Consider the following 23,327-nt stretch of genomic DNA (forward strand, 5'->3'; position numbering starts at 1 on the left):
CGGTTGCGCGTCAGGTACATCTCGCCGGTGATCTGGTGCAGCAGCAGGATGTTGACGACCGCATGCAGGTCCGGCCGACGCTTGAGTTCCTCGTTCTCGATGACGATGAAGTCGTTCGAGAAGTCCACGTTGGAGCGCCCCTCGAAGAAGCGTTCGTACTGGCCACCCCGTGCGTACGGGTTGAGCATGATGGCCAGATCTCGGATGCGCTGGTCGCCCCTGACACCGAGCTCCTCGATGGTCCCGGTCTTGAAGGCATCGCGCAGGGCCGTGATCGTGAGGTCCTGGCCGTGCGCCTTCCAGAGCTTGAGCACCATCGCGGACACCGCCTTGTACTGGACCTCCTCCAGCTGGTGCTGCATCGAGCACATCTTGGCGATGCCCGGCACGAGCATGTCGATGTCCTCATGGATGTCGCGGACGATGCTGAAGGGGTTCAGGCAGATATCGACATCGGGGCGGAACTCCAGGTAGGTGCCGCGCGCTTTGCGGCACAGCTTCTCGAAGCTGCGGCCCAAGGTCCCGGAGAAGGCACTCTTCACGCGTGGTACACGCCCGCCGGCGAGGTGGCGAGCTCCAGTTCCATTCTGTGGAATGGTGGGATTGTGAAGCGGTGGGTTCTACCCCAGCATCCGAGTAACAAGCACATCCTCTGGAGACAACGTGAACTCGATCCTGTCGGCACTCGGACGCGGTGCAGCGTTCTTCCTCTCGATAGCCGCTATGGCATGCGCGCATGCCCAAACCTATCCTGGGCGCCCCGTGCGGGTCGTGGTGCCGTTTGCAGCAGGAGGCACCCTCGACGGGCCGGCGCGCATTCTTGCAGTTCAGATGTCCAAGCTGGCCGGGCAACAGTTCATCATCGACAACAAGGCAGGCGCAGGGGGAACCGTTGGGACGGCGGAGGTTGCGAGAGCACCCAGCGACGGATACACCTTGTTGGTGACATCGAGCGCGCTGCCCATCTCCCAGGCCACCTACCGGAGCGTGCCGTTCGATTCCTCGAAGAGCTTCCGGCACGTCGCGATCTTCGCCAGCCTGCCCTCGGTCATCGCGGTGAACGCGACCCAATCGAAGGTGCAGACGCTGGCGGAACTCGTCCAGCAGGCGAAGGCACAGCCTGGCCGCCTCAGCTACGCTTCACCCGGCGCTGGGACGGGGGCGCATTTCGCCGCGGAAATGTTCAAGGCGCATGTCGGTGTGGACCTGCTCCACGTTCCCTACAAGGGGGCGGCGCCGGCGGTCACGGACCTGCTGGGCGGGCAGGTCGACTTGATCGTCGCCGGCCAGTCGTCGGTGATCCAGCAGATCAACGCAGGGAAGCTTCGCGCGCTCGCTGTGACGACGACGGAGCGATCGCCTCAACTGCCCAATGTGCCAACCGTAGCGGAGCTGTTCAAAGGCTACGAATCCATGACGTGGCTGGGCATCGCCGCGCCCGCGCAGACTCCCGATGCTGTCCTGAAGCGGCTCGCCGCACTGATCCGGGAGTCACTGGACGATCCCTCGATCCGGCGCCAGCTGGCCGATGGCGGCGTCAATCCGATGCTTCGCGTCGACGCGGCCGCCTCCGACTTGGTCGCTCGGGATCTGCTTTCCTACAGCACTCTGGCGCGCAAGGCAAACATTCGCGCCGAGTGAAGTCGATTCATCGCTTTGGGCGTGTGCGGCCTGGTGCCGCGATGACCCTGGAGGAGCCCATGAACATGACGGGAATGCGCTGCGTGTGCACACGCTTGATGGTGGCCCTCGGCATCGGCCTGTCGCTGACGCCGCTCGCGCGAGCTCAGGCGCAGTCGACCGAAGCACCCGCCCGGCCGGCTCACGTCCAGACGATCGCCGTAGGCGAGGTGCAGTTGACGAGCATCCTGGATGGCCAGCGTCCCATCTCGGCGAAAGCGGCGCTCCGGAACATCGGCGAGGCCGATCTGCAGCGACTGCAGGCCAGGCATGGCGAAGCCGACGATGTCGAGACCTCGTTCAACGCCTTCCTGCTGCGGTTCGGCAGTCGCCTGGTGCTGGTGGATGCTGGAGCAGGACGACTGTTCGGTGCTGAGCTGGGTAAGGCGGTCGACAACTTGCGCGCTGCCGGGATCGATCCGTCGCAGATCAGCAGCATTCTCTTGACCCACATGCACGTCGATCATGTGGGCGGACTTGTCGCAGAGGGTAGGGCTGTCTTTCCGAATGCGACCGTGTTCGCCAGCAAGGCGGAGGGCGATTTCTGGCTCTCGGAATCCGCCATGCAGGCGGCCCCATCGGCGATGCAACCCTTCTTCCGGAATGCGATGGCAGCGCTGGCGCCGTACCGCTCCGACGGCCGGTTCAAGACGTTCCTGCCCGGCGAGGAAGTTGTGCCGGGCGTCCGGTCGTTGCCTCTCCCAGGGCACAGCCCGGGACACAGTGGGTACCTGGTCGAATCCCAGGGCCAGACCTTGCTCCTGTGGGGCGATATCGTGCATCTGGGGGGCGTCCAACTGGCACGTCCAGCCACGGGCTTTCGCGCGGACGTCGACGTCGACGGTGCCGCAAAGACGCGGATGGATTTGTTGGCGAAGCTGGTGCAGTCGAACGCCCTTGTGGCCGGTGCACACCTGCCCTTCCCGGGCGTCGGCCGGCTTGCAACTGAAGAAGGCGGCTACGCATGGCGGCCGCTGCGCACCGACGAGACAGCTCGGCAGACTTCGAAGTAGCGGGTCGGCCCTGCGGCGGACAGGGGAGGACGGGGAAGGGTACGGTGCTCCCGAGATGCGCCAAACCCTCTCGGCGCCGGGGCGTTTTCCGGTGGCGGCACGCGGACGGGCGGATCTTCGGGCGCATATCACGAGTTCCGCAACCCCGCATCGATCCGCTCCGTGAGCTGTCCCAATGTCTGCGCCAGTTCCTCGACCAGGTCGCCCATCGGCCGACCGCCGATCAGGACGCTGACGTTGCAGGCATGTCCGACAGCCAGCCGCAGCGGTGCTGCGACTGAGACGATACCGGTCTGCCAGACTGCGGCGCAATAGCCTTGAGTGCGGCACATCGTGATGGCGGCGAGGATCTCCTGGCATCGTGCAGGCCACAGCGCCGGGTGCCTGGCCTGCAGCTGACACAGGGCTTGCTCCAGATCAGAGGCACCTAGCGTGGACAGGTAGGCGCGGCCGAGCGCAGTGAGCGCCATCGGGATGCGCGAGCCCGCAGTGACATGGCGGAATACCTCGCTGCGACTCCCGCGGATCGAGTCGAGGTAGACCATGTCTGTGCCGTCCGGCACTGCGATCCCGACGTTGATACGTCTGCCCTCGGCGACGCCACGCATCAGCGGCCGCGCGAGGCGGGACACCTCGGAGCCCTGCTGCATCGCCAGGCCAAGGCTGAGCAACGGCGCTCCAAGCCGGTACACGCCTTCCTCGGGAAGCCACTCGAGAAAGCGCTCCTGCACCAGTGTCTGCGTGAGCCGACTCACGGTAGAGCGCGGTAGTCCGACACGTTCGGCAAGCTCGCTGTTGCTGAGGACGGCCACGCCGGGGACGAACGCGCGCAGCAGGTGCAAGCCCCGCACGAGTGATCGATTGTTGTGTTGCTGGCGCCTAGGGCCTTCCAGGCCATCGCTGGCAGAGGTGCCCGAGGATCGTGGAAGGCGGGCCATGTCGGGCTTCCTGACGCCTGTGACGCTGCGGCGCGTCGGGGGCTCGGCTGGGTGTGCGGATCGGGTGCCTCCGCGCTACGTGCACCTGTGCCTGCGCTGCTGAACCAGGCACCCCTCCAGTCAGGCGGCCGCCGCTACGGGACGGCGCAGCGAAGGGTCCAGGCGTCTCATCGCGGACTCTGGATATCGCTCGCCAGCGGGCAGGATGCGCTCCAGTGTCTGAAGGAGTTCGTCGCCCAACTGTAGCGACAACGCGCCGAGGTTCTCCCGCACCTGCGCAGGGGTAGTTGCGCCCACGATCGGCACGGCCTGGCGCGTGCGCAGGATCCAGGCGATTGCGAGTTGGGCGGGAGTGGCGCCGAGTGTGGCGGCTTGGGCGCGAACCTCGTCCACTAACTGCAGGTTCTTTTGGAAGTTCTCGCCCATGAAGCGCGGGTACTCCTTGCGCTGGTCGCCATCGGGAATGTCGGCCGGAGACTTGATCTGGCCGGTGAGGAAGCCGCGGCCCAGCGGTGCATAGCCGAAGAAACGGATCCCGTGCTCACGGCAGGCAGAGAGCGTGTCGTACTCCGGGTCGCGGCTCCAGAGCGAGTATTCGCACTGGATCGCGCTGATCGGGTGTACGTCCATCGCCGCCTTAAGCGAGGCGCGGCTCACCTCGCACAGACCGAGCGTGCGGACCTTTCCCTTCTCGACCAGCCGCTTCATCGCGCCCACCGTTTCCGCGACAGGCACCTTGGGATCGACGCGATGCAGATAGTAGAGATCAATGTGGTCGATGCCCAGGCGCTTGAGGCTGGCATCGCACGCCGTTTCGATCCGCTCGGGCCTCGCATCGAGACCGCGCTCATCGGAGCGAACACCGAACGTGAAGCCGACCTTGGTGCACACCTGTACGGCATCGCGACGTCCGCGGATCGCCTCGCCGACCAACACCTCGTTCTCGCCGTCGGCGTAGAGATCGGCCGTGTCGACCCAGGTCTGTCCGGCGTCGAGGAAGGCCTGAATGGTGGCGATGGCGTCGGCACGCGCCACTGCGCCATAGCAGCCGGTCATAGCCATGGTGCCCAAGGCTAGCGAATGATCGGCCGGTGTGTGTTCGTTCATGGAGTCTCCTTGAGGATGCAATCGAAGCGGGATGCGTGAGATCCGCGCTCAGGTTCGGATCGAAAACGGGTCGTCGTCGGTCTCTGCGGTGTCGACCATCACGTTCTGCACAGTGAGGTAGGCGCGCAGACCTTCGGAGCCGCGCTCGCGGCCGAAGCCACTTGCTTTTCGTCCGCCAAACGGTGCCTGCACCGCGCCCACGCGGTAGGTGTTGATCCAGACATTGCCGCATTCAAGGCGGCCTGCCACGCGGTGACCGCGAGCGATATCGCGCGTCCAGATCCCGCCAGCCAGGCCGAATTCCGAATCGTTGGCAATGCGGATCGCTTCGTCCTCGTCCTCGAAAGGCAGCACTGCGAGCACCGGGCCGAAGACCTCGTGCCGGGCGATGTCCATGTCGTTGCGCACGTCGGCGAACACCGTAGCCGGCACGAACAGGCCGCGGCCCGGCACCGTCTGGCCCTCGATGCCGGGCCCTGCGACCATGCGCGCTCCACCGCCCCGCGCCTGCTCGATCAGGCCGAGAATGCGCGCGTGCTGTGGCGCGTTGGCCACCGGACCCATCTGTGTGTCGGGCTGCATGGGATCGCCCTGGCGGATGAGTCGGGCGCGCCGCCCCAGTTCGTCAACAATCTGCTCGTAGACCGGCCTCTGCACCAGCAGCCGCGAGCCAGCGATGCAGGTCTGCCCGCCAGCGGCGAAGATCCCGGCGATCGCACCATTGACCGCGCGCGAGAGATCGGCGTCGGCGAACACGATGTTGGGCGACTTGCCACCGAGCTCCAGAGTGACCGGAACCTGCCGCTGCGCGGCCTGTTCCATCACCTTGCGTCCCCCTGCGTTGCCGCCGGTGAAGCTGATCTTGCGAACCTTCGGATGGTTGACCAACGCCGCACCGGTATCGCCGGCACCAGTGACCACGTTGACCACGCCGGCCGGAAAGCCGGCCTCCTTGAAGAGCTGCGCGAACTCCAGCGTGGTGACGGGCGCAAACTCCGAAGGCTTGACCACCGCGCAATTGCCGGCCGCCAGTGCCGGCGCGAGCTTGTTCGACAGGATCGCCATCGGGCTGTTCCACGGTGTGATAAGCGCGACCACGCCGAAGGGCCGGTAGACGGTGAAGTCAACGATGCGGGGGTTGTCCAGCGGCAGGTACTCGCCATGGATCTTGTCGGCATAGCCCGCGTAGTAGCGGTAGCTGCGCGCGGCGAATCGCATCTGCGTCAGCGTTTCCTTGTAGAGCTTGCCGTTGTTGCGCGTCTCCAGCTCGGCGAAACGCTCGGCTTGCGCGTCGAGCAGGTCCGCCAGTCGGTTGAGCAGGCGGCCTCGCTGGTAGCCGCTGGTTGTCGACCATGCGGTTTCGACGCATTGTTGCGCCGACAGAACGGCCCGATCCACATCGGACGCGTCGGCCTGGGCCACGCTGCCCCATTGTTCCTGCGTGTATGGATTCATCACTGGCAAGCGCGGCAGCGTGCTCTGCGCTGCGATCTCTTCATGGCCGATCCACAGGCCTCGATCAAAATTCATGGTGTTGCTCCTCGACGAGTTCGCAAGAATGCGAAGTTCATAGCGGCTGCTCTTCAGCACGGCAAGGCTTCAGCCCTCAGATGCTTCGGGGCTACGGAATAGTGCTGTAGGTTGCAGGGACGGGCAACCTGTCAATTCCGATCAGTGGAATTCGTGCGAGGCCGGCAATGTCTGCCTGCGCGACGCCGGGCAGGATCCGTGCCGTCGCGGCCTGCGTCACGCTGCGTGGGCCCGGCGGTGCGGCGACGTCGGAAGGTCGGAAGGTCGGAAGGTCGGAACGCTGCGGCGGTGGTCCAGCATCGCCAGCGGCACCGTCCAGCCACCCGGCGGAGCGTCCGCTCAAGTCTTCTGACGGGCGATGTCGATGATGCGGCGTCACCCGGCAGGCAAACGATGGTGGTGCGCCGGCTCGCGCCGAAGGGCAGGGGCCCAGAGTGTCGGGCCGAGAGACGTTTCGGGTTTTCGGGCTACGGAGGCGAGACCGACACTGTCCGCAGCACGGAGTCGATCATGAACTCCTGCCAGTGCTTGGTGGTCTCCGGGGCCTCGAGATCCTCCCCCAGGAAGGCAGACAGGGTGAACCTGTTCGACTGGTAGAAGTAGCTCATGGAGACGATCATGAGATAGATGTCTCTTGCCACAATATTCTTGCGAAAGACACCGGACGCCGCGCCGCTCTTGAGCAGGCCGTCGAGGATGGAGATCCCGCGGTACGAGTACTCCCGCGCTCGGGACTTCGATACGTGCTTGCCGCGGTACATGTTCTCCGTGTTGAGAAGGGTGATGAACTCGCTGTTCTGCCGGTGGTAGGAGAACATGAAGCCGATCACTGCCTTGAGGGATTCAACCGGCTTGTCCGTGGGGAGATCGATCTTGAGTTCCGCCTCGTCGAACTGGCGATATGTCTCCTCCAAGACCGCGATGAACAGCCCCTCCTTGCTGCCGAAGTAGTACGGGATCATGCGCTCGTAGGAGCCGGCCGCCCGTGCGATCTTCTCCAGGCTGCCGCCGTCGAAGCCATGCTTGGCGAACACCTTCGTTGCGGCGCGGATGATCTTCTCCCGCGTGGCCTGGGCCGCCGCTTCTCGCGTGCTCGAACGTCCCGTGGATATGCGCTTGGGCGTGGTACTCGATGAAGACCTGTTGACCATCTTGTTTTCTCTGTGCTGGAGGCCAGCGTGCCGGCAGAAGAGATGCTAAGCGATGTCCTCCTGCCGCTCGGTGCCGGCGACATTCAGGCGGTGCCGGCCAAAGCGCGAAGGCAGCGAGCTGGGCCGGTGAACGCGGCAGCTCGAGCGCCTTTGGCAGTTGCCACCGGCCGCCCTGGACATTGCCGGCACAGTGGCGACGGGTCTGGTTGACGGAGCTGCGCGCGTCTCCTGGACCAGGCAGCGCCCGCCGCCCCGTGTTTACCCTGATCGCAAGGACGGGCGAGGTCCATACACTTTATTCATGTTTTATTTAAAACATGAATTAAATAGCCAAATTGAGGCTGCCTGTCCCGCAGGCTCGTCTGAGCGGGCCAGGCAAGAAGGAGACTGCAAATGAATATCGAAATACGCCGGGTGCTCACCCACGTGGAGGACATCCGTCACGAGTTCGGCCCGCTCGCCGCCCAGCCGCTGCGAAAGGGCTACGTGGCGGCCGTGCTCACCAATCCGTTTGCCGGGCGCTATGAGCCCGACATTCTTCCGATGATGGAGGCGCTCAACGAGGTCGGCGTGGCCATGGCGCGGACGCTGCGAAGCGCGCTGGCGGTGTCGGTGGACCGTATCGAGGGGCACGGAAAGGGAGCCATCGTGGGTGCTGCGGGGGAGCTGGAGCACGGTGCGCTGTGGCATGTCCCCGGCGGCTATGCGATGCGCGAGCTGCTGGGATGGAAAGGCAGCCGCGCTGCCTACACGCAGGGCACGGAGGATGGGCAGAAGGGGCAGCCGGGAAACGGTCTCTCCATCGTGCCCTCGACCAAGAAGGTGGGCCCGCCGGGAGCGACGCTGGACGTCCCGCTCACGCACATCAACGCCAGCTATGTGCGAAGTCACTTCGATGCCATCGAGGCCAGTGTGCCGGATGGTCCGCAGGAAGACGAACTCGTGGTCATCCTGGCCATGAGCACCGGGCCACGCATCCATGCGCGCGTGGGTGGCCTCAGGGCTGAGGACATCTCCAAGTGGGACGGCCTGCGCTAGAGCTTCCATGTACTCCGAAGGCAAGAACATGAAATCAGAGATCCGAAAGCTCGTCGTCGAGGTCGAGGACCTGCGCATCCATGGCGGGGTGGCCCTTGTGGCGCCGAGGCGGCGCGCGCTTGCCATCGCGGTCGTGGCCGCCCCTGCGGGCGGCACCGACCTGGAGGCGCTGCGCGCCATCGGCTCCGAGATCGGCGAGGTGCTCCACCATCGATGCGCAGAGGCGCTGGGACTCAAGCCATCCCGAGTGCTCGGTGATGGAGGTGCCGTCCTGATGGGCGAGGGTGTTCGGCCAGAGCTGGCTCAGGCCGTGCTGCATGGGCTGGCTGGAGCTGCCGCCGCGGTGTCGGATGTTAACTCGGTCTCCGCGGCCGGTACGCTCGGATCGACGCTCGAGGTCCCGCTGTATCGCCTGGCGCCCACCACGGGGGACCTGGAGGTGATGGATGCGCGGGTGAACGATGCGCCGAGGCGCGGTGAGCTGATAGTGGCCCTGATGCGCGCCGAAGCGCGGCAATGAGTCCGGCGTGAACCCATGAGCTTCTCCAGCTTCATTGTCCAACTGCTCAATGGCCTCGCCGGAGCATCCTCCCTCTTCCTCGTCGGGGCCGGGCTGTCGCTCGCGTTCGGAGTCCTGCGGATCGTGAACTTCGCGCACGGATCCTTCTACATGCTGGGCATCTACATCGCGTACTCCGTCACGGACGCAATGGGAGGCGGGGCATGGTTCTGGCCCTCCCTGCTCGTGTCCTCGCTCATCGTTGGGTTACTCGGAGCGGTGGTCGAGATCGTGCTCCTGCGAAGGATCTATCGCGCGCCCGAGCTGTTTCAACTGCTGGCAACCTTTGCCGTGGCCCTGGTGATCAAGGACGCAGCGCTGTGGCTGTGGGGGCCCGAAGATCTCTTGGGCCCGCGGGCGCCCGGATTGTCCGGCTCGGTCGCCATCCTGGGGCACCAGTTCCCGACCTACGACCTGATGCTCATCGCCGTGGGGCCGATCATGCTTGCGTTGCTCTGGCTGTTGCTCACGCGAACCCGCTTCGGCACCCTGATCCGTGCAGCGACCCAAGACAGGGAGATGGTCGGCGCACTGGGCGTGAACCAGACATGGCTGTTCACCGCCGTCTTCTCCCTGGCCGCCGTGCTGGCGGGGCTGGGTGGCGCCCTTCAACTGCCGCGCGAGCCGGCCAGTCTGGCGCTCGACCTGCTGACCATCGGGGACGCTTTCGTCGTCGTGGTCGTGGGTGGCATGGGCTCCATTCCGGGCGCCTATGTCGCGGCCCTGATCATTGCCGAGATCAAGGCGATCTGCGTCGGCATCGGGTCCGTCGAGCTGTGGGGTCTTACACTCCAGTTCTCCAAGTTCACGCTGGTCGCCGAGTTCGTGGTGATGGCCTGCGTGCTGGTGGTGCGGCCTTGGGGACTGTTCGGGCGGCCGCAGCCCCTGAGCCGCCGCGGCGGCGTGGCGGAGCGACCCCTGGTCCCGGCGGACCGCCTTGTCAAGGCTGGCGGGCTCGCGCTGCTGGCGGCGCTGGTCACGCTGCCGCTGCTCGCCTCCGAGTCGCCCTACGCGGTCGTGCTCGGCATCGATCTGCTCACAGCGGCCCTGTTTGCTGCCAGCCTGCACTTCATCATGGGCCCCGGCGGCATGTCCTCCTTCGGGCATGCGGCGTACTTCGGGCTGGGAGCCTACGGTGCCGCGGCGCTCGTGCGCTACCTGTCCGTGCCGATGGAGGCCGCGCTGATCCTGGCACCGCTGACGGCCCTGGCGGGCTCGGCGATCTTCGGGTGGTTCTGCGTGCGGCTGTCGGGCGTGTACCTTGCCATGCTCACGCTCGCATTCGCGCAGATCGTCTGGTCCGTTGTGTTCCAGTGGGACGACTTCACCGGCGGCAGCAACGGGTTGACGGGCGTGTGGCCAGCGAGTTGGCTGGCCGACAAGACGCGCTACTACTTCCTGACACTGGCATTCGTCGCCGGATCGCTGCTGGCGATGCGCAGGATTCTCTTCTCGCCCTTCGGCTATGCGCTGCGAGCCGGTCGGGACTCCCTGCTGCGCGCGGATGCGGGCGGGATCGACGTGAAGACGATGCAATGGGCAGCGTTCGTGGTCGCTGCGGTATTCGCCGGACTGGCGGGTGCGCTGTTCGCGTTCTCGAAGGGAAGTATCTCGCCCGAGACCCTGGCCGTGGGCCGCTCTTTCGATGGACTTTTCATGGTCCTCTTGGGCGGCGTGCAGACCCTGTCGGGGCCCGTGGTCGGCGCCGTCGTCTTCACCTGGCTGCAGGATGTCGTGGCCCGGAGCACGGACTACTGGCGCGCTGTGCTCGGTGCCGCGGTGCTGCTCTTGGTGCTGGTGTTCCCAGAGGGCATCGTCGGCTACCTCCGGCGGCGCTTGCAGTGGCTTGGGCGGAGGCCGGCATGAGCTTGCTCACAGTCAAGGGGCTGGGAAAGTCCTTCGGTGGCGTCAGGGCGGTCGACGGCATCCACTTCGAGTTGCAGTCCGGAGAGTTGCTGGCACTGATCGGCCCGAACGGCGCGGGCAAGTCGACCACGTTCAACATGGTGAACGGGCAGATCTGCGCCGACTCCGGCTCGATCACGCTGGACGGCCGCGAGTTGGTAGGCATGCGTCCGCGAGACATCTGCAGAGCCGGCGTTGGTCGCACCTTCCAGGTCGCGGAGACCTTCGCATCACTGACCGTGGTGGAGAACGTCCAGATGATGCTGCTGTCCGCCGATCGCGCCCAGTGGTCGATTTGGCGCCGCGCGGCGGACCACCGACGTGTCGACGCCCTGCAACTGCTCGGCATGGTCGGCATGGCCGAGCATGCCGAACGGCCCTGCAGCGAATTGGCCTACGGCGACGTCAAGCGTGTGGAACTCGCCATGGCACTCGCGAGCCGACCGAGGCTGCTGCTGATGGATGAGCCGACCGCCGGCATGGCGCCGAAGGAGCGGGTTGGGCTCATGGCGCTGACCAAGAAGCTCGTCGTCGAGTCCGGCATCGCCGTCCTGTTCACCGAGCACAGCATGGACGTGGTCTTCGCCTATGCCGACCGGGTGATCGTCCTCGCGCGCGGACGCCTAATCGCAGCTGGCACGCCCGCGCAGATCAGGGAGCATCCCAAGGTCCAGGAGGTGTATTTCGGAAGCGGGAAGACGTTCGAACATACGAGCGCCACCGCGGCGCCGGAGCTGGAGGGGGCGCTGTGATGACTAATGGTCCTGGGGAGGTTCTCCTGACTTCGCGGAGCCTCAGCGCATGGTATGGCGCCGCGCAGGTCCTGTTCGACGTCGAGATAGAGGTGGGCCGGGGCGAGGTCGTGGCGCTGATGGGGCGCAACGGGGCAGGGAAGTCGACCACCCTCAAGGCACTCATGGGCATGCTGGCAAAGCGAAAGGGGACGGTCCGCTTTCTGAAAGAGGACATCTCACGGCACCGGCCTTTTCAGGTCGCACGCATGGGCCTGGGCTTCGTGCCCGAGGACCGGCGCGTCTTCAGCGACTTGACGGTGCTCGAAAACCTCCAGGTCGGCCGTCAGCCGGCGCGCCAGTGGGCCGACGGGAGCCCCGCGCCGCACTGGACCCTCGAGGAGCTGTTCAAGCTCTTCCCCAATCTTGGCGAGATGCCGGCGCGCCCCGGTGGAAGGATGAGCGGTGGCGAACAGCAGATGCTCACGGTCGCCCGCACGCTGATGGGCAATCCCCTCCTGGTGCTGCTCGACGAACCGTCCGAAGGCGTCGCCCCCGTGATCGTCGACCAGATGGTCACCATGATCCTGCGGCTCAAGTCCGCCGGCGTCAGCATTCTTCTCTCGGAACAGAACATTCACTTCGCCCAGCTGGTGGCGGATAGGGCGTATGTGCTCGAGAAGGGGCATATCCGGTATAGCGGGACGATGCATGAGCTGCAGCGCGACGAGGATGTTCGGTGCGCCTACCTGAGCATCTGATCGCATCCCAACAGATTGAAGGAGAAGTGGAAAGTCTATGGACACAGTGGTAGCGCAGAGCGTCGCGTCGGACCGCACCGGAGCCGGTGGTCATGGCGAGCACGACATTGAACTGTCGATCGATGGGCCGATCGCACGGGTGGTGATTGCGCGGGAGCACGACGCGAATCGCCTGACGCCCGCTTCCCTCGCCAGATTGAAGGACATCGCCGCGGAACTGTCCTCCAGTACTTCCGTGCAGGTCCTGGTGATCACGGGCGAGGGAGATGCGTGCTTCTCGATGGGGCTCCTGACGCCCGAGCTGAAGTCGAAGATGGCGAAGGACGAGATCCTGTCGCTCATCCGGCTCGCCAACGAGACATACGACGCCATCGAGGCATTGCCGCAGATCGTGGTCGCGGCAGTGCGCGGGTTCGCTTGGGCCGGCGCCGCCGAGCTGATGCTCGCCTGCGACATTAGACTTGCTGCATCCAGTGCCCGGTTTCGCATGCCCGAAGCTCTCTGGGGCGGGTTCCCGGGCGTCGGCGGGCCGGTACGGCTGCCGCAGATCGTCGGCTACGGGCGAGCCCTCGAGCTGGTTGCGAGCGGACGTGAGTTCGACGCGGAGGAGGCCTACCGAATGGGCCTCCTCGAACGCGTGGTTCCCGCGGAACGCTTCGACCAGGAGGTCGGCACCTTCCTTAATGGCGTTGCACGGAGCGGCCCGCTCGCGTTGCGAGGAGCCAAGCGTGTGATGCGGGTGCGGCAGGAGCCGGGCTTTCGCGCCGCGCGCGAGCTGTCGGACGCGCTCCGCCACGCGTTCGAATGGACCGCGGATGCGGATGAGGGCATGGCTGCGCATCTGGAGCACCGTACTCCCCGGTTCGCAGGTCGATAGTCGAATCGGCCAGCTCATCCTTGGATCAACAAATCATCAGGAGACATACACATGAAGTCCATCGTCATTGCTGCCTCGCGGGTCTTGGCGGGTGCCTCGCTTGCTACGCTGGCGTTCGCCGCGCACAGCCAGGGTGTGATCCGATTCGGAGAGGTCAATAGCTATAAGGCCCAGCCCGCGTTCCTCGAGCCTTACCGCAAGGGACTGGAGCTTGCCGTCGAGCAGATCAACGCCTCGGGAGGATTGCTCGGGAAGCGGGTCGAGCTGGCGATTCGGGACGACAACGGCAACCCCGGTGATGCTGTTCGAGCAGCCGAGGAACTCATCACCCGCGAACGGGTGGACCTGCTGACCGGCACCTTTCTATCGCACATCGGCTTGGCCGTGACCGACTTCGCCAAGCAAAGGAGGATCTTCTTTCTTGGCGGGTATCCCCTCACGGACAAGATCGTGTGGCAGAACGGCAACCGCTACACCTACCGGCTCGGCCCCTCGACATACATGCAGGTCGCGATGCTGGTGCCCGAGGCCCTGAGCCTCAAGAAGAAGCGCTGGGCCATTGTCTATCCGAACTACGAGTACGGTCAGTCGGCTGCCGCGACGTTCAAGAAGCTCATGAAGGCCGCGCAGCCCGACATCGAGTTCGTGGCCGAGCAGGCACCCGCCCTGGGGAAGATCGAAGCAGGTGCCGTGGTGCAGGCGCTGGCGGATGCGAAGCCCGACGCGATTTTCAACGTCCTGTTCGCCACCGACCTAGCCAAGTTCGTGCGGGAAGGGACGACGCGCGGCCTGTTCGGCGGCCGCGAGGTCGTTAGCCTGTTGACCGGACAGCCGGAGTACCTCGATCCCCTTCGGGCAGAAAGCCCGGTGGGATGGATCGTGACGGGCTACCCGTGGTATGGCATCCAGGGAGCGGAGCACCAGGCGTTCCTTTCGGCCTACCAGAAGAAGTTCAGCGACCACCCGCGCTACAGCTCGGTGCAGGGCTATGCGGCCATCATGTCGCTGGCCGCAGGCATCAGGAAGGCCGGCTCGACGGAGAGCGAAAAGCTTGTCGAGGCCTTCAAGGGATTGGAGGTCGATACCCCGCTCGGCCGCATCCACTATCGGGCGCAGGACAACCAGTCGACCATGGGAACCTTCGTCGGGCGCATCGCCGTGCGAGACGGAAAGGGCGTGATGGTCGACTACCAGTACCGCGACGGTGGCAGCTTCCAGCCGACAGATGCTGAGGTCAGGGCAATGCGTTCCCAGGACTGATACAGCGTCCGATCCTCGATTCGTTTCCCATTTCTTGGAGAATTCAATGCAGGCGTATGTGATGAGAGCCGACGGCAATCAGTCGGTTGTGGATCTCGTGGAAAAGGAAGTCCCCGAGCCCGGAGAGGCGCAGGTACTGATCCGCGTGCGTGCAGCAGCGCTGAACCGCGGTGAGTTCATTCCGGGTCCCGGCCTGCACGGCCAATCGGCCACTCCCAAGGCCCTGGGCATCGAGGGCGCTGGCGAGGTGGTCAAGCTGGGCGCTGGCGTGACGGAGGTTGCCATCGGCGCGCGGGTGATGGCCAGATTCCCAGCGGCCTTCGCGGACTACGCCATCGTCGATCTACGCGAACTCATCGAGGTGCCTGACAGCCTGTCCTGGGAGGAGGCGGCTTCGGTCCCCCTGACCTTCATGGTCGTCTACGACATGCTGGTTAGCCGTGGGCACTTGGCGGCCGGCGAATGGGTGCTGGTCACAGGTGCCTCGTCGGGCGTGGGAGTTGCCACGCTGCTGACGGCCAAGGCGCTGGGCGCAAAGGTCATCGGAATCTCCGGATCGGCGGAAAAGATCGCCCGACTGAAGAGCATTGGGCTCGACGTTGGCCTGCAAAGCCGCGCTGATTTCCATGCACAGGTGCTGGCGGCCACCGATGGAAAGGGCGCCGACTTGGCGATCAACGCGGTGGGTGGGTCACAGTTCGGTGAATGCTTGAAGTCACTGGCGTTCCAGGGGCGGATGGCCATCGTGGGGTACGTCGACGGGGTTCTGAAGAGCGAGATCGACATCGAGGCAGTGCACGCCAAGCGCCTGAATCTATTCGGCGTTTCGAACAAGCACCGCTCGCCCGTCCAGCGGGCGGAGCAGGTGCCGGGATTCAGGGCGGATGTGCTGCCCCACATCGCCGCCGGCAGGATCCGACCGACTGTGGACCGCGCATTCGACTTCGAGCATCTTGCGCAAGCGAAGGCCTACATGGAGTCGAACCAGCATCTGGGAAAGATCGTCCTGCGCGGGCGAACCTTCTAGGCCAAATTGGCACTCAAGCAGCCCCGAGCGCTAGGGAGGCATGGTGAGAGGGCTCGCATGCTGGCGGCTTGCGGTCGTGAGGACGCGGGGCACTGCTGGGTGCCGATTATGCTCTGAACCCGCCTCTGAATGTCGAGCGTGCGCGGGAGTTCCGGAGGGGATATCGTGGTGAGTCGCTCAGGTAGTTTCGTCGCACTGCTGACGGTCGAAGCGTGAGCGATCGAAGCTGCCGGCGAGGGAGGGTGCATCGGTCCGTTCGGGTGAGGTCGATCGGACCTTCTCACACGAGGCTTGGTGTCTGTGGCTGGCATTGCGCGAGACTCCGGACTGGAGATGAATCGGATAGGATGTACATCTCTATTTCTTGGCAGTACCCAGCATCTGATTCAGAGCAATGTATCCTGCTCGTTGCATTGCAGAGTTACTGCAGCAGTCGGCTTTCTACAGCTCGCTGACAGACGTGCAGCGCGACCGGATAAGTGCCGATCTCAGCTATCGCGAACTCGAGGTCGGTGCCCATGCCTGCACCCGAGGCTTGCTGGCAGCCCATTGGATTGGTGTTGCTTCGGGAGTCATCAAGATCGCCAATGTCTCGCGCGATGGCCGGCCGACGACCCTGACGAATTTCAGTGCCGGATGCTGGTTCGGTGAGGGATCCCTGCTGAAGGGTGGGGCGTGGCCGTACGACGCCGTCGCGGTGGAGGGCAGCGCGATTGCGCTGATGCCACTAGCGACCTTCGACTGGCTCCTGGCATCGAGCTTCAGTTTCAATCGATTCCTCCTCGACCAACTCAACGCCCGGTTGGGTCAGTTCGTGGAGCGCTGCGAACACATCCGGCTGCATGACATTGATCGGCACGTTGCACATTGCCTGGCCGAATTGGTTGATCCCCGCTTCAACCCTCGCGTTCAGGGAACGATAGCGATGTCCCAGGAGAGTCTCGCGCGCCTGGCTGGCGTCTCGCGCTCAGTGGTCAACCGGGTGTTGCAGCAGCTGGAGCGTGATGGCCTAGTGGAAGTCGCATACGGATCCATCACCCTCTTGGATGTGGATGGCCTGCGCCGCTTCAGCGACGAATAATGTGCTGCAACGCGGGCTTGCCGCTATCGACGCTCCGGCACTCCCCCAGGGGCGGTTGCAATCCGCTGTGGGGTGCCGGAGATCAGCAGTATCTCAGTAGCGTTGCCAAGTGCCGGCGGCCGCTTCTTGCCCGACGCCCGGCTTTGTCCAATCGCATACGCCCTGCGCGAAGATTCCTCGCAGGCGATCTGCCTGCGCCTGGCTGAAGGGAACGTGGTAGTCGGCGATGTCGACAGGTTTGAGCTGGCACTTGAGGGCATCTGACGCAACGCTCGCTCCCGCCTCGATCCTGACGGTCGAGTAGATCGGAAACAAGGAATTGCACACGCTGCTCGCACTGCGCGTCGCTGGCTCGTGGTGCTCCGTGCCGTCGGCTTCCCAGCAGCTGTCGACCAGCGATGCGGGCTTGTTCTTGATGACCTTTGAGGCGTAGCTCTCTGCAGAGGAGTCGGCGTACATCCTCTCCAGCCATTCGTTGTGTGCGATCAATGCCTTGCGAGTCAGGTTCGTCGTTCCGCTGTATCCCGACGCTCCCTTGCGGGCGGTGATCCAGTTGACCTGGTTCGCTGCCGTGCCGTTGGTGACGACCAGGCGATCGATCATGGAAAAGGTCCGGATCCGCGTGTGGATGTCGATGGCATCGTCGGTATACACCCTCGCGTCAATCACAGGGAGGGTCATGTTGGCGCCTGACGAGAGCACGCCGGATCTGTATGCATTCTTGATCCCTTCAAGGTCGCCGGAGGTTCGACTCGGAATGTAGTTGCCGTCGACGTCCAGTCCGCCGATGTTCTGGTTGATGTCGAGAAACTCATCCACGGAGATGGTGCCCCGCTGGAGTGCGTTGAGCCCATACTGCACCCCGACGTTGTCGTAGACCATCCGCGCGAAGCCGGTGTTCGGATCGATTCCGAAGACATTGACCATCCCGGCGGTGAAGCCACCGCGCAGACCCGTTGGGTTCGTCGACGCGTTGTAGATGGCGCTCGCGGGAACCGCGGGGTCGAAGCCGGTCGTCGGGGTGACCCATTGATGGGCATACTTGTCCCAGCTCGCGCAGGTCGTGGCGGTGCCGGCGGCATTTGCCAAGTATCCGTCCACTTGGCTGCGGCGCGAGGCGGGCCAGTTGGCACCGGCGGTGTTGAAGTAGTGCGTCAAAAGGCCGCAGTCGGTCACGTCTGGAATGATGGAGACGAGGTCCGGAAATGAGAGGGTAGCGGTGATCGCATCCAGCAGGCCCGGGTAGTTCTGCGCGATGAAGTGCTGCTGCATAGAGCCGCCGGAGCCACCGGTGCCGATCGTGAACTTCGGCAGCCCGTATTGCTCGACGAAGTATTCCTTCAACATCGCGCTGGTCTCGGCGGAGATGACCAGGTCGCATCCGTTGCCCAAGGTCATCCGTGAGGCGAATGCGACGGCAAAGCCGAGGCCGAGAGGGTCGATGCCGAACTCGGTGCCGGCCGGAAACATGTTGAGAATGTCAGTGAGGTTGTTCCGCCCGGACCTGTACCCCACGTTGCACGAGCCACCGTAGGTTAGATTGAGCTTTCCGTTCCAGCCGGCTCCCGGCTTCTTGCCCTGGGCGGACCAGGGATCCGAAATCGGCTTGGTGGGGTCGTCGATGATCGCGATCCGATAGATGGACTGGTCGATCGTTCCCGATTCCACCCGGACGATGAAGTCGACAACCTTGCCGTCGATCGTCGTGGTCTGCGTCAGGTCGGCGGGGTAGGGCCGCGACAGGGATGGAAGCGGCTTGAAGGTCGAGTCGCTCGCGTAGTAGAACCAATCGAAACGCTTGGCCACGGTACAGTGCGCATCCGACGACGGTCCCAGCCCCGATGCCTCCGTTTCGCATACCCAAGGAACCTGGTGCGGGCCCGCGAAAATCGGTCCATGGGTGGGATGGTTGGTGATTTGCAGTTCCCGCTGTGCTCCGGTCGTCGCGTCCACCGCGCTCAAGGTGTTCCTGCCTTCGGCCAGGCCCGTGATCCGCCCTCTCAGCCGATCCGGCTGATCCGCGACGAGGGAGGACGTAATGTCGATGCCATTGAGCTTGACTGAGGTCTTGGCCGTGCCGCCGGGAACCTTGACCTCGATGACCGCATCGCCGCCACTGGCCATGTCCTCGCGCGAGGAGAGCGTTCGCATCTGTATCTCGGTAGGGGAAGCTCCCCCTGGCGGTGGCAAGACTCCACCATCGTTCCCGCCACCACAGGCGAGCAGCAGCGAGACGGACGCCACGGCGCAGGCAGTGCCTGCAAGTATTCGCTTCATGATTTGTCTCCTTTGGAATGGCTTTTCTTCGGATCTTGGTCCGTGATCGTCGATCTGACTGTGCATGCGTGAACAATGTCGGATTAGGAGTAACCCGCGTCTCCCATCCGCTCAGGATTGGTTTCTCCAGCGTGATCTCCAATGGCACCCGTCACTCGGCCATCCGGCAGCATGGGAGTCGCCGATCCCGAAGGTCAGGCGCAGCGTCAGGACCACGCGGGCGTGCAGCGAGATCGGGGCAGGTCCCGAATCACGAGCGCGGCTCCGCGATCCAGCGATGAATGTCCTCGGCGCGCCATGCCGTGATACCGGCGGACAGGCGGACCGGCTTGGGGAACAATCCGGCGTTGACCCGTCGCCAGAGTGTCGACTTCGAGAAGGGCACAAATCGCAGCAAAAGGCTCTGCCGAACAAAGCCGGTGCTCGGCAGGATCAACGGAGCGGGGTCCTGGCGTGTGGGGAGAGAGGGTTGAGGTGCGCTGGCCGCCTGCATGACTAGTCCTTTCATGGCATTTGCCATTGGGAGGAGGGCACGACCGGCTCTGTCGCGGCGGATAGGGTCTGATGGCATCGGCCGCCAAGGAACGCAATGCTGCTGCCCCTCGGCACGCGTTCCGGGTGCAGAGGTGGAGGTGTTGTGGACTGGTAGGCGCGCGGGAGGTCAACGCGCCGCGGGCGGGACCTCTGAGTGGTTCACAGGCAAGTTGGCCTGCAGCGCAACAGGCAGCGGCTGAGGCGCTGCCATAGGCAGGTGACGACTGCGACGCGCCCGCTGCCGGGCGGATTTGGGGCGGAGACTGCTCTGCGGCCCTTCCGTGTCACTCTACCGTGCTGCGGGACCGTGGATGGCATGCGCTTGCACGGGCCTCGACAAAGGGCAGTAGTGGCGTCCGGTGTCGCGTGGCGATATCAGGCAGCTAGGCTGCGGCCCGTGGTGTTGCACTGGCCTCTGGCCGTTCGTGTGGCGGGAGCGAGGCGTCTTCAACATCCTCCTTGGCGCCCGCGTCCTCCAGTCCTGCCTGGATCGCTTCCGCCGGTTCACTCTGGCCCGTCGCGGAGGAGCCGGGGTCTTGGGGGACGGCGGTCGAACCGGATTCACCAGGTGCCTGGCGCGCGTCGAGGGTGTTCATCTCGCGCCGCATGCGGGTCGCTAGGTTGCGCGCGGTGTTCGCCACGTCCCGGACCTTCCGTTTGAACGCCGCCCGCTCGATGTCGACAGCCTGGGCGGTAATGACTTCGTGGATCTCCAGCGTCTGCAGAACGGGCATCAACTGGTCGAGTTTGCCCAGGATCTCGAGATACCGACGGCTGCTCGACGACAGCACGCCCACCTCGAGCTCCAGCGGCACGGTGTCGTACGTGGCGGCACTCGAGATTCCGTTGGCTTTGAACAGCGCCTCGGCGCCATCGAGTGCGCGGTTCAGTTCTTCCGCCACCCGTTCCATCTGGGTGCGGATGTGCCCTTCGACCTTGGCCACGTCGTCATGGCTGAGTCGGGTTCGCGCGATGACCGAGATGAAGTGAATGCCCAGCTGAAAGGTGTTGAAGTACCGGATAAAGAGGCGTTTGCCTTCTGCGCTCGCGAAGCTCGCCTTGAGCTTGAGGCTGGCGGCCTCGACCCGGCGGAAGTCGGCCTTGCTCTCCCTGGCGAGGATGCGCGCGTTGACGCCGCCCTGATCGTGTTTGACGAAATCCGAGTCGGCCATGATCAATTCTCCTTGGGACGTTCAACCCCAAGGAGATGATCAAGAAGTTCAGCCCGCGTTGCCAAACGAAACGCCCACAAACTCAGGCCGCTTTCGCCATTGGCAGGTGTACCCGGGGTCGCGGCACCGCGGCCCGTGAAGCGCACGCATGCAGAGCGACCGGAGGGCGGCGCACGAAACTACGATAGGCTCACTGGGCGCCTGAGAGTATGCCGGCGGCCTCTGACTCGGCCGGCGGCGGTGCCCTGTGTACGCTGAACCAGAAGACCGCCAGGCCGGCCACCGTAAGCGCAAATCCGGCCCAAACTGTCGAGAGCAGGCCGAGGCCGCTCCCAATCGCCGCGCCGCCGGCCCATGCGCCGATGGCGTTGGCAACGTTCAGCGCGGCCATGTTCATCGCGCCCATCAGTGTTGGAGCCGAGGGGGCCAGTTTGGTCAGTCGGACCTGGATGGTGGGAATCGCCGTCATCGTGGTCAGCCCGACACCGAACAGCGATGGCATCAGGATCCACCGGTCACTGCCGCCAAGGCCGAGTACGGCGAGTACCGCCAGCGCCAGTCCAAAGCCGACGACCAAGCCGCGGTGGCGGTAGCGATCTGCCAGCCGGCCGCCGACGATGTTGCCGGTCGACATGCCGATGCCAAACAGCGCAAGGGCGACCGGCACCTGGGCCGGCGGGAGTAGCGCCGCGTCCGTCACGAAAGGTCCGATAAAGGTGTAGACGGCGAAGATGCTGGAGACCGCCAGGGCAGCGACGGCCATCATCGTCCACACCCGCGGCTGGGCCAGGGCAGCCAGCTCTTGCCGGACCGGGCTGCCGCGCAGTGCCTCCGAGCGTGGCGTCCAGGCCCAGAGCGCCGCCAGCGCGAGAGCGCCCAGACCAGCGACTGCCAGATAGGTGTTGCGCCAGCCCAGGTGCTGCCGCAGAAAGGTCGCCAAGGGAGAGCCGACGATCATCGCGACGGTCAGTCCCGACACCACCAGCGAAAAGGCCTTGCCCGCGCGGGCCGCACCGACGATATGCGTGGCCACCACCGCGCCGGCGCCGAAATAGGAACCCTGCGCCAGTCCGCTCACGAAGCGGGCCGCCGCTAGCGAGGCAATGCCTGCCGCCATCGAGGACAGCAGGTTCCCAGCCACGAACAGCGCCATCAAGCCGAGCAGCAGGGCGCGCCGGTTGAGGCGGGCTGCGGCCAGGGTGATGACCGGAGCGCCGACGACCACGCCCAGCGCGTAGGCCGTGATCGCGTTCGTCGCGACCGGCACGTCGATGCGCAGCGCTTCGGCGAACAGCTGCAGTATCCCCATGCTGGCGAATTCGGACGTGCCGATGGCGAAGCTGCCGAGCGCCAGCGCAAGAAGTGCAAGGCCGTTGCTGCGCGAGCCGGTCTCACCGGGCTCCAAGGTCGACGTTTCGGACATTTCCGCGGCACCCATCATGCGAAGTCGGTGCTGAGCGCCAGCTTGCGCCACGTTGCGAGCTCCTGGGCGACCTTCGCGTTCTTGGCTTCCACATGGGCGACCGTGTCGCTGCCGAACTGGATGCGCAGCGGGGGGGTCGACGCTTTGACCACGGCCACCACGCCCTCGGCCAGCTTCTCCGGGTTGCCAGGTTGCGCATGGTTGGCGCCGGCCGCGAAGTCGCGCATGGCGCCTGCCGTTGCCGCGTAGTCGGCGATGCTGTTGGGGCTGAGCGCCAGCGAGCTGGCATCCAGGAAGTCCGTACGGAAGAAGCCGGGTTCGACGACGGTGACCCTGACGCCCAGCGGGGCGAGCTCGAGGGCCAGCGCTTCAGACAGACCCTCCACGGCGAACTTGGTCGAGGAGTAGACACCCCAACCCTGGAACGCGCCGTAGCCGCCAATCGAGGAGAGGTTGAGCACGTGGCCCGAGCGCTGAGCGCGCATCTGCGGCAGCACCGCGCGGGTCACCTTCAGCAGGCCGAAGACGTTGGTGGCATAGAGCCGCTCGATCTCCTCGGCCGTGGCCTCCTCGACGGCGCCCAGAAGGCCGTAGCCGGCGTTGTTCACCAGCACGTCGATGCGGCCGAACCGCTCCACGGCCGCGGCAACCGCACGTCGGGCCTGATCTTCGTCCGTGACGTCCAGGGCAACCGCGAGTAGCTTGGGATGGCCCTTGAGGTGCCCGGGGAGCTGCTGGGGATTCCGTGCCGCCGCGACGACGTTGTCGCCTGCCGCAAGCGCCTTCTCAGCGATCAGCGCGCCGAACCCGCGGGAGGCGCCAGTGATGAACCAGGTATGCATTTCGTTCTCCGGAAGTTGTCGGCACTGCATGCGCCTTTGACCTGGGTGAATCTACGTGCGAACCGACGGTTCGATAAGCGGCTGAAGTCGACAAGCCCTTTGCTGGGTTGCTTCAGAAACCGGTGCGGAGGGGACTTATGGAGAGGGTGGGCCACGCCGCACGCGAACGCGGAGCAGCACGCAGGACGCGGCCGCTGCCGCCGCCGCCGCCCCTGTGCCCGAAGCGGAGCGACATCGAGCAGGCGACAGGAGCTCCGCAGCCGGCAGGACCTGAATCTCGGGCCTCAGAGGATCAGGCAAGATTTAGACAGGATCGGACTCACGCGCCGGCGCCGCTCGATCGCATCATCGGTGCCACAGGAGGCCTCCCTGCAGTGAAGCCTCATCGGGGACCCAGGTCCCTTTCAACGGCCTCGCAAAC

21 protein-coding genes are annotated in these 23,327 nt (G+C 65.0%); 11 read left to right on the forward strand and 10 right to left on the reverse strand.

The window, feature by feature from the left end; translation table 11 throughout:
- On the reverse strand, positions 1-542 hold a 542-nt coding region (locus Q392_RS19040), incomplete at its 3' end, for a TraG/VirB4 family ATPase (RefSeq protein ID WP_038211051.1).
- 121 nt (positions 543-663) lie between these two features.
- Between Q392_RS19040 and Q392_RS19045 the strand changes: the two genes are divergently transcribed.
- Positions 664-1,641 (forward strand): Bug family tripartite tricarboxylate transporter substrate binding protein, encoded by a 978-nt coding sequence (locus Q392_RS19045; RefSeq protein ID WP_038211053.1) that lies wholly within the window; start codon positions 664-666, stop codon positions 1,639-1,641.
- A gap of 59 nt (positions 1,642-1,700) precedes the next feature.
- The gene (locus tag Q392_RS19050) at positions 1,701-2,693 is read left to right on the forward strand and encodes an MBL fold metallo-hydrolase (protein ID WP_038211055.1); all 993 of its coding nucleotides are present in this window, start codon (positions 1,701-1,703) and stop codon (positions 2,691-2,693) included.
- 128 nt (positions 2,694-2,821) lie between these two features.
- Here Q392_RS19050 and Q392_RS19055 read toward each other — a convergent pair whose 3' ends face one another.
- The 4 genes from Q392_RS19055 to Q392_RS19070 all read right to left on the reverse strand — a co-directional run bounded on the left by Q392_RS19055 (position 2,822) and on the right by Q392_RS19070 (position 7,419).
- The gene (locus Q392_RS19055) at positions 2,822-3,631 is read right to left on the reverse strand and encodes an IclR family transcriptional regulator (protein ID WP_084217201.1); all 810 of its coding nucleotides are present in this window, start codon (positions 3,629-3,631) and stop codon (positions 2,822-2,824) included.
- Between the two features lie 120 nt (positions 3,632-3,751).
- Positions 3,752-4,738 (reverse strand): aldo/keto reductase, encoded by a 987-nt coding sequence (locus tag Q392_RS19060; RefSeq protein ID WP_051953759.1) that lies wholly within the window; start codon positions 4,736-4,738, stop codon positions 3,752-3,754.
- Between the two features lie 48 nt (positions 4,739-4,786).
- The gene (locus Q392_RS19065) at positions 4,787-6,328 is read right to left on the reverse strand and encodes an aldehyde dehydrogenase (protein ID WP_245610755.1); all 1,542 of its coding nucleotides are present in this window, start codon (positions 6,326-6,328) and stop codon (positions 4,787-4,789) included.
- A gap of 407 nt (positions 6,329-6,735) precedes the next feature.
- Entirely contained in the window at positions 6,736-7,419 is a 684-nt protein-coding gene (locus tag Q392_RS19070; RefSeq protein ID WP_038211059.1) for a TetR/AcrR family transcriptional regulator, read from the reverse strand.
- A 393-nt stretch (positions 7,420-7,812) separates the two neighbouring features.
- Here Q392_RS19070 and Q392_RS19075 point away from each other — a divergent pair, with 393 nt between their 5' ends.
- From Q392_RS19075 to Q392_RS19115, 9 genes are all read left to right on the forward strand, one after another.
- The gene (locus Q392_RS19075) at positions 7,813-8,457 is read left to right on the forward strand and encodes an amino acid synthesis family protein (protein WP_038211066.1); all 645 of its coding nucleotides are present in this window, start codon (positions 7,813-7,815) and stop codon (positions 8,455-8,457) included.
- 7 nt (positions 8,458-8,464) lie between these two features.
- Positions 8,465-8,977, forward strand: a complete 513-nt coding sequence (locus Q392_RS19080; RefSeq protein WP_169748320.1) for an amino acid synthesis family protein — start codon at positions 8,465-8,467, stop codon at positions 8,975-8,977.
- Between the two features lie 15 nt (positions 8,978-8,992).
- On the forward strand, positions 8,993-10,882 hold the full coding sequence (locus Q392_RS19085) for an ABC transporter permease (RefSeq protein ID WP_038211069.1): 1,890 nt from the start codon (positions 8,993-8,995) through the stop codon (positions 10,880-10,882).
- A complete protein-coding gene (locus Q392_RS19090; protein WP_038211151.1) occupies positions 10,879-11,673 on the forward strand; it encodes an ABC transporter ATP-binding protein in 795 nt (264 codons plus the stop codon). The genes Q392_RS19085 and Q392_RS19090 overlap by 4 nt, the downstream gene beginning before the upstream one ends.
- Complete coding sequence (locus Q392_RS19095; protein ID WP_038211074.1) at positions 11,673-12,413, forward strand: ABC transporter ATP-binding protein; 741 nt, start codon at positions 11,673-11,675, stop codon at positions 12,411-12,413. The genes Q392_RS19090 and Q392_RS19095 overlap by 1 nt, the downstream gene beginning before the upstream one ends.
- Positions 12,414-12,450: 37 nt before the next feature.
- The gene (locus Q392_RS19100; RefSeq protein WP_051953760.1) at positions 12,451-13,290 is read left to right on the forward strand and encodes an enoyl-CoA hydratase/isomerase family protein; all 840 of its coding nucleotides are present in this window, start codon (positions 12,451-12,453) and stop codon (positions 13,288-13,290) included.
- A 51-nt stretch (positions 13,291-13,341) separates the two neighbouring features.
- Positions 13,342-14,550 carry an ABC transporter substrate-binding protein gene (locus Q392_RS19105; RefSeq protein WP_038211083.1) on the forward strand — a complete coding sequence of 403 codons (1,209 nt, stop codon included), beginning with the start codon at positions 13,342-13,344 and terminating at the stop codon, positions 14,548-14,550.
- 61 nt (positions 14,551-14,611) lie between these two features.
- A complete protein-coding gene (locus tag Q392_RS19110; RefSeq protein ID WP_245610756.1) occupies positions 14,612-15,577 on the forward strand; it encodes a zinc-binding dehydrogenase in 966 nt (321 codons plus the stop codon).
- Positions 15,578-15,971: 394 nt separating this feature from the next.
- Positions 15,972-16,658 carry a Crp/Fnr family transcriptional regulator gene (locus Q392_RS19115; RefSeq protein ID WP_038211087.1) on the forward strand — a complete coding sequence of 229 codons (687 nt, stop codon included), beginning with the start codon at positions 15,972-15,974 and terminating at the stop codon, positions 16,656-16,658.
- A 93-nt stretch (positions 16,659-16,751) separates the two neighbouring features.
- Here Q392_RS19115 and Q392_RS19120 read toward each other — a convergent pair whose 3' ends face one another.
- The 5 genes from Q392_RS19120 to Q392_RS19135 form a co-directional block, all read right to left on the reverse strand.
- A complete protein-coding gene (locus Q392_RS19120) occupies positions 16,752-18,809 on the reverse strand; it encodes a DUF6351 family protein (RefSeq protein WP_051953761.1) in 2,058 nt (685 codons plus the stop codon).
- A 376-nt stretch (positions 18,810-19,185) separates the two neighbouring features.
- The gene (locus Q392_RS32065) at positions 19,186-19,371 is read right to left on the reverse strand and encodes a helix-turn-helix transcriptional regulator (RefSeq protein WP_245610757.1); all 186 of its coding nucleotides are present in this window, start codon (positions 19,369-19,371) and stop codon (positions 19,186-19,188) included.
- A 481-nt stretch (positions 19,372-19,852) separates the two neighbouring features.
- Positions 19,853-20,641 (reverse strand): AcaB family transcriptional regulator, encoded by a 789-nt coding sequence (locus Q392_RS19125; protein ID WP_038211090.1) that lies wholly within the window; start codon positions 20,639-20,641, stop codon positions 19,853-19,855.
- A gap of 190 nt (positions 20,642-20,831) precedes the next feature.
- Positions 20,832-22,082, reverse strand: coding sequence for an MFS transporter (locus Q392_RS19130; RefSeq protein ID WP_038211094.1), 1,251 nt, complete (start codon positions 22,080-22,082; stop codon positions 20,832-20,834).
- On the reverse strand, positions 22,079-22,906 hold the full coding sequence (locus Q392_RS19135; protein WP_038211096.1) for an oxidoreductase: 828 nt from the start codon (positions 22,904-22,906) through the stop codon (positions 22,079-22,081). The genes Q392_RS19130 and Q392_RS19135 overlap by 4 nt, the downstream gene beginning before the upstream one ends.
- Between the last annotated feature and the right edge of the window lie 421 nt (positions 22,907-23,327).

Origin of the sequence: Xenophilus azovorans DSM 13620 (assembly GCF_000745855.1) — a bacterium.
GTDB lineage: Bacteria > Pseudomonadota > Gammaproteobacteria > Burkholderiales > Burkholderiaceae_C > Xenophilus > Xenophilus azovorans.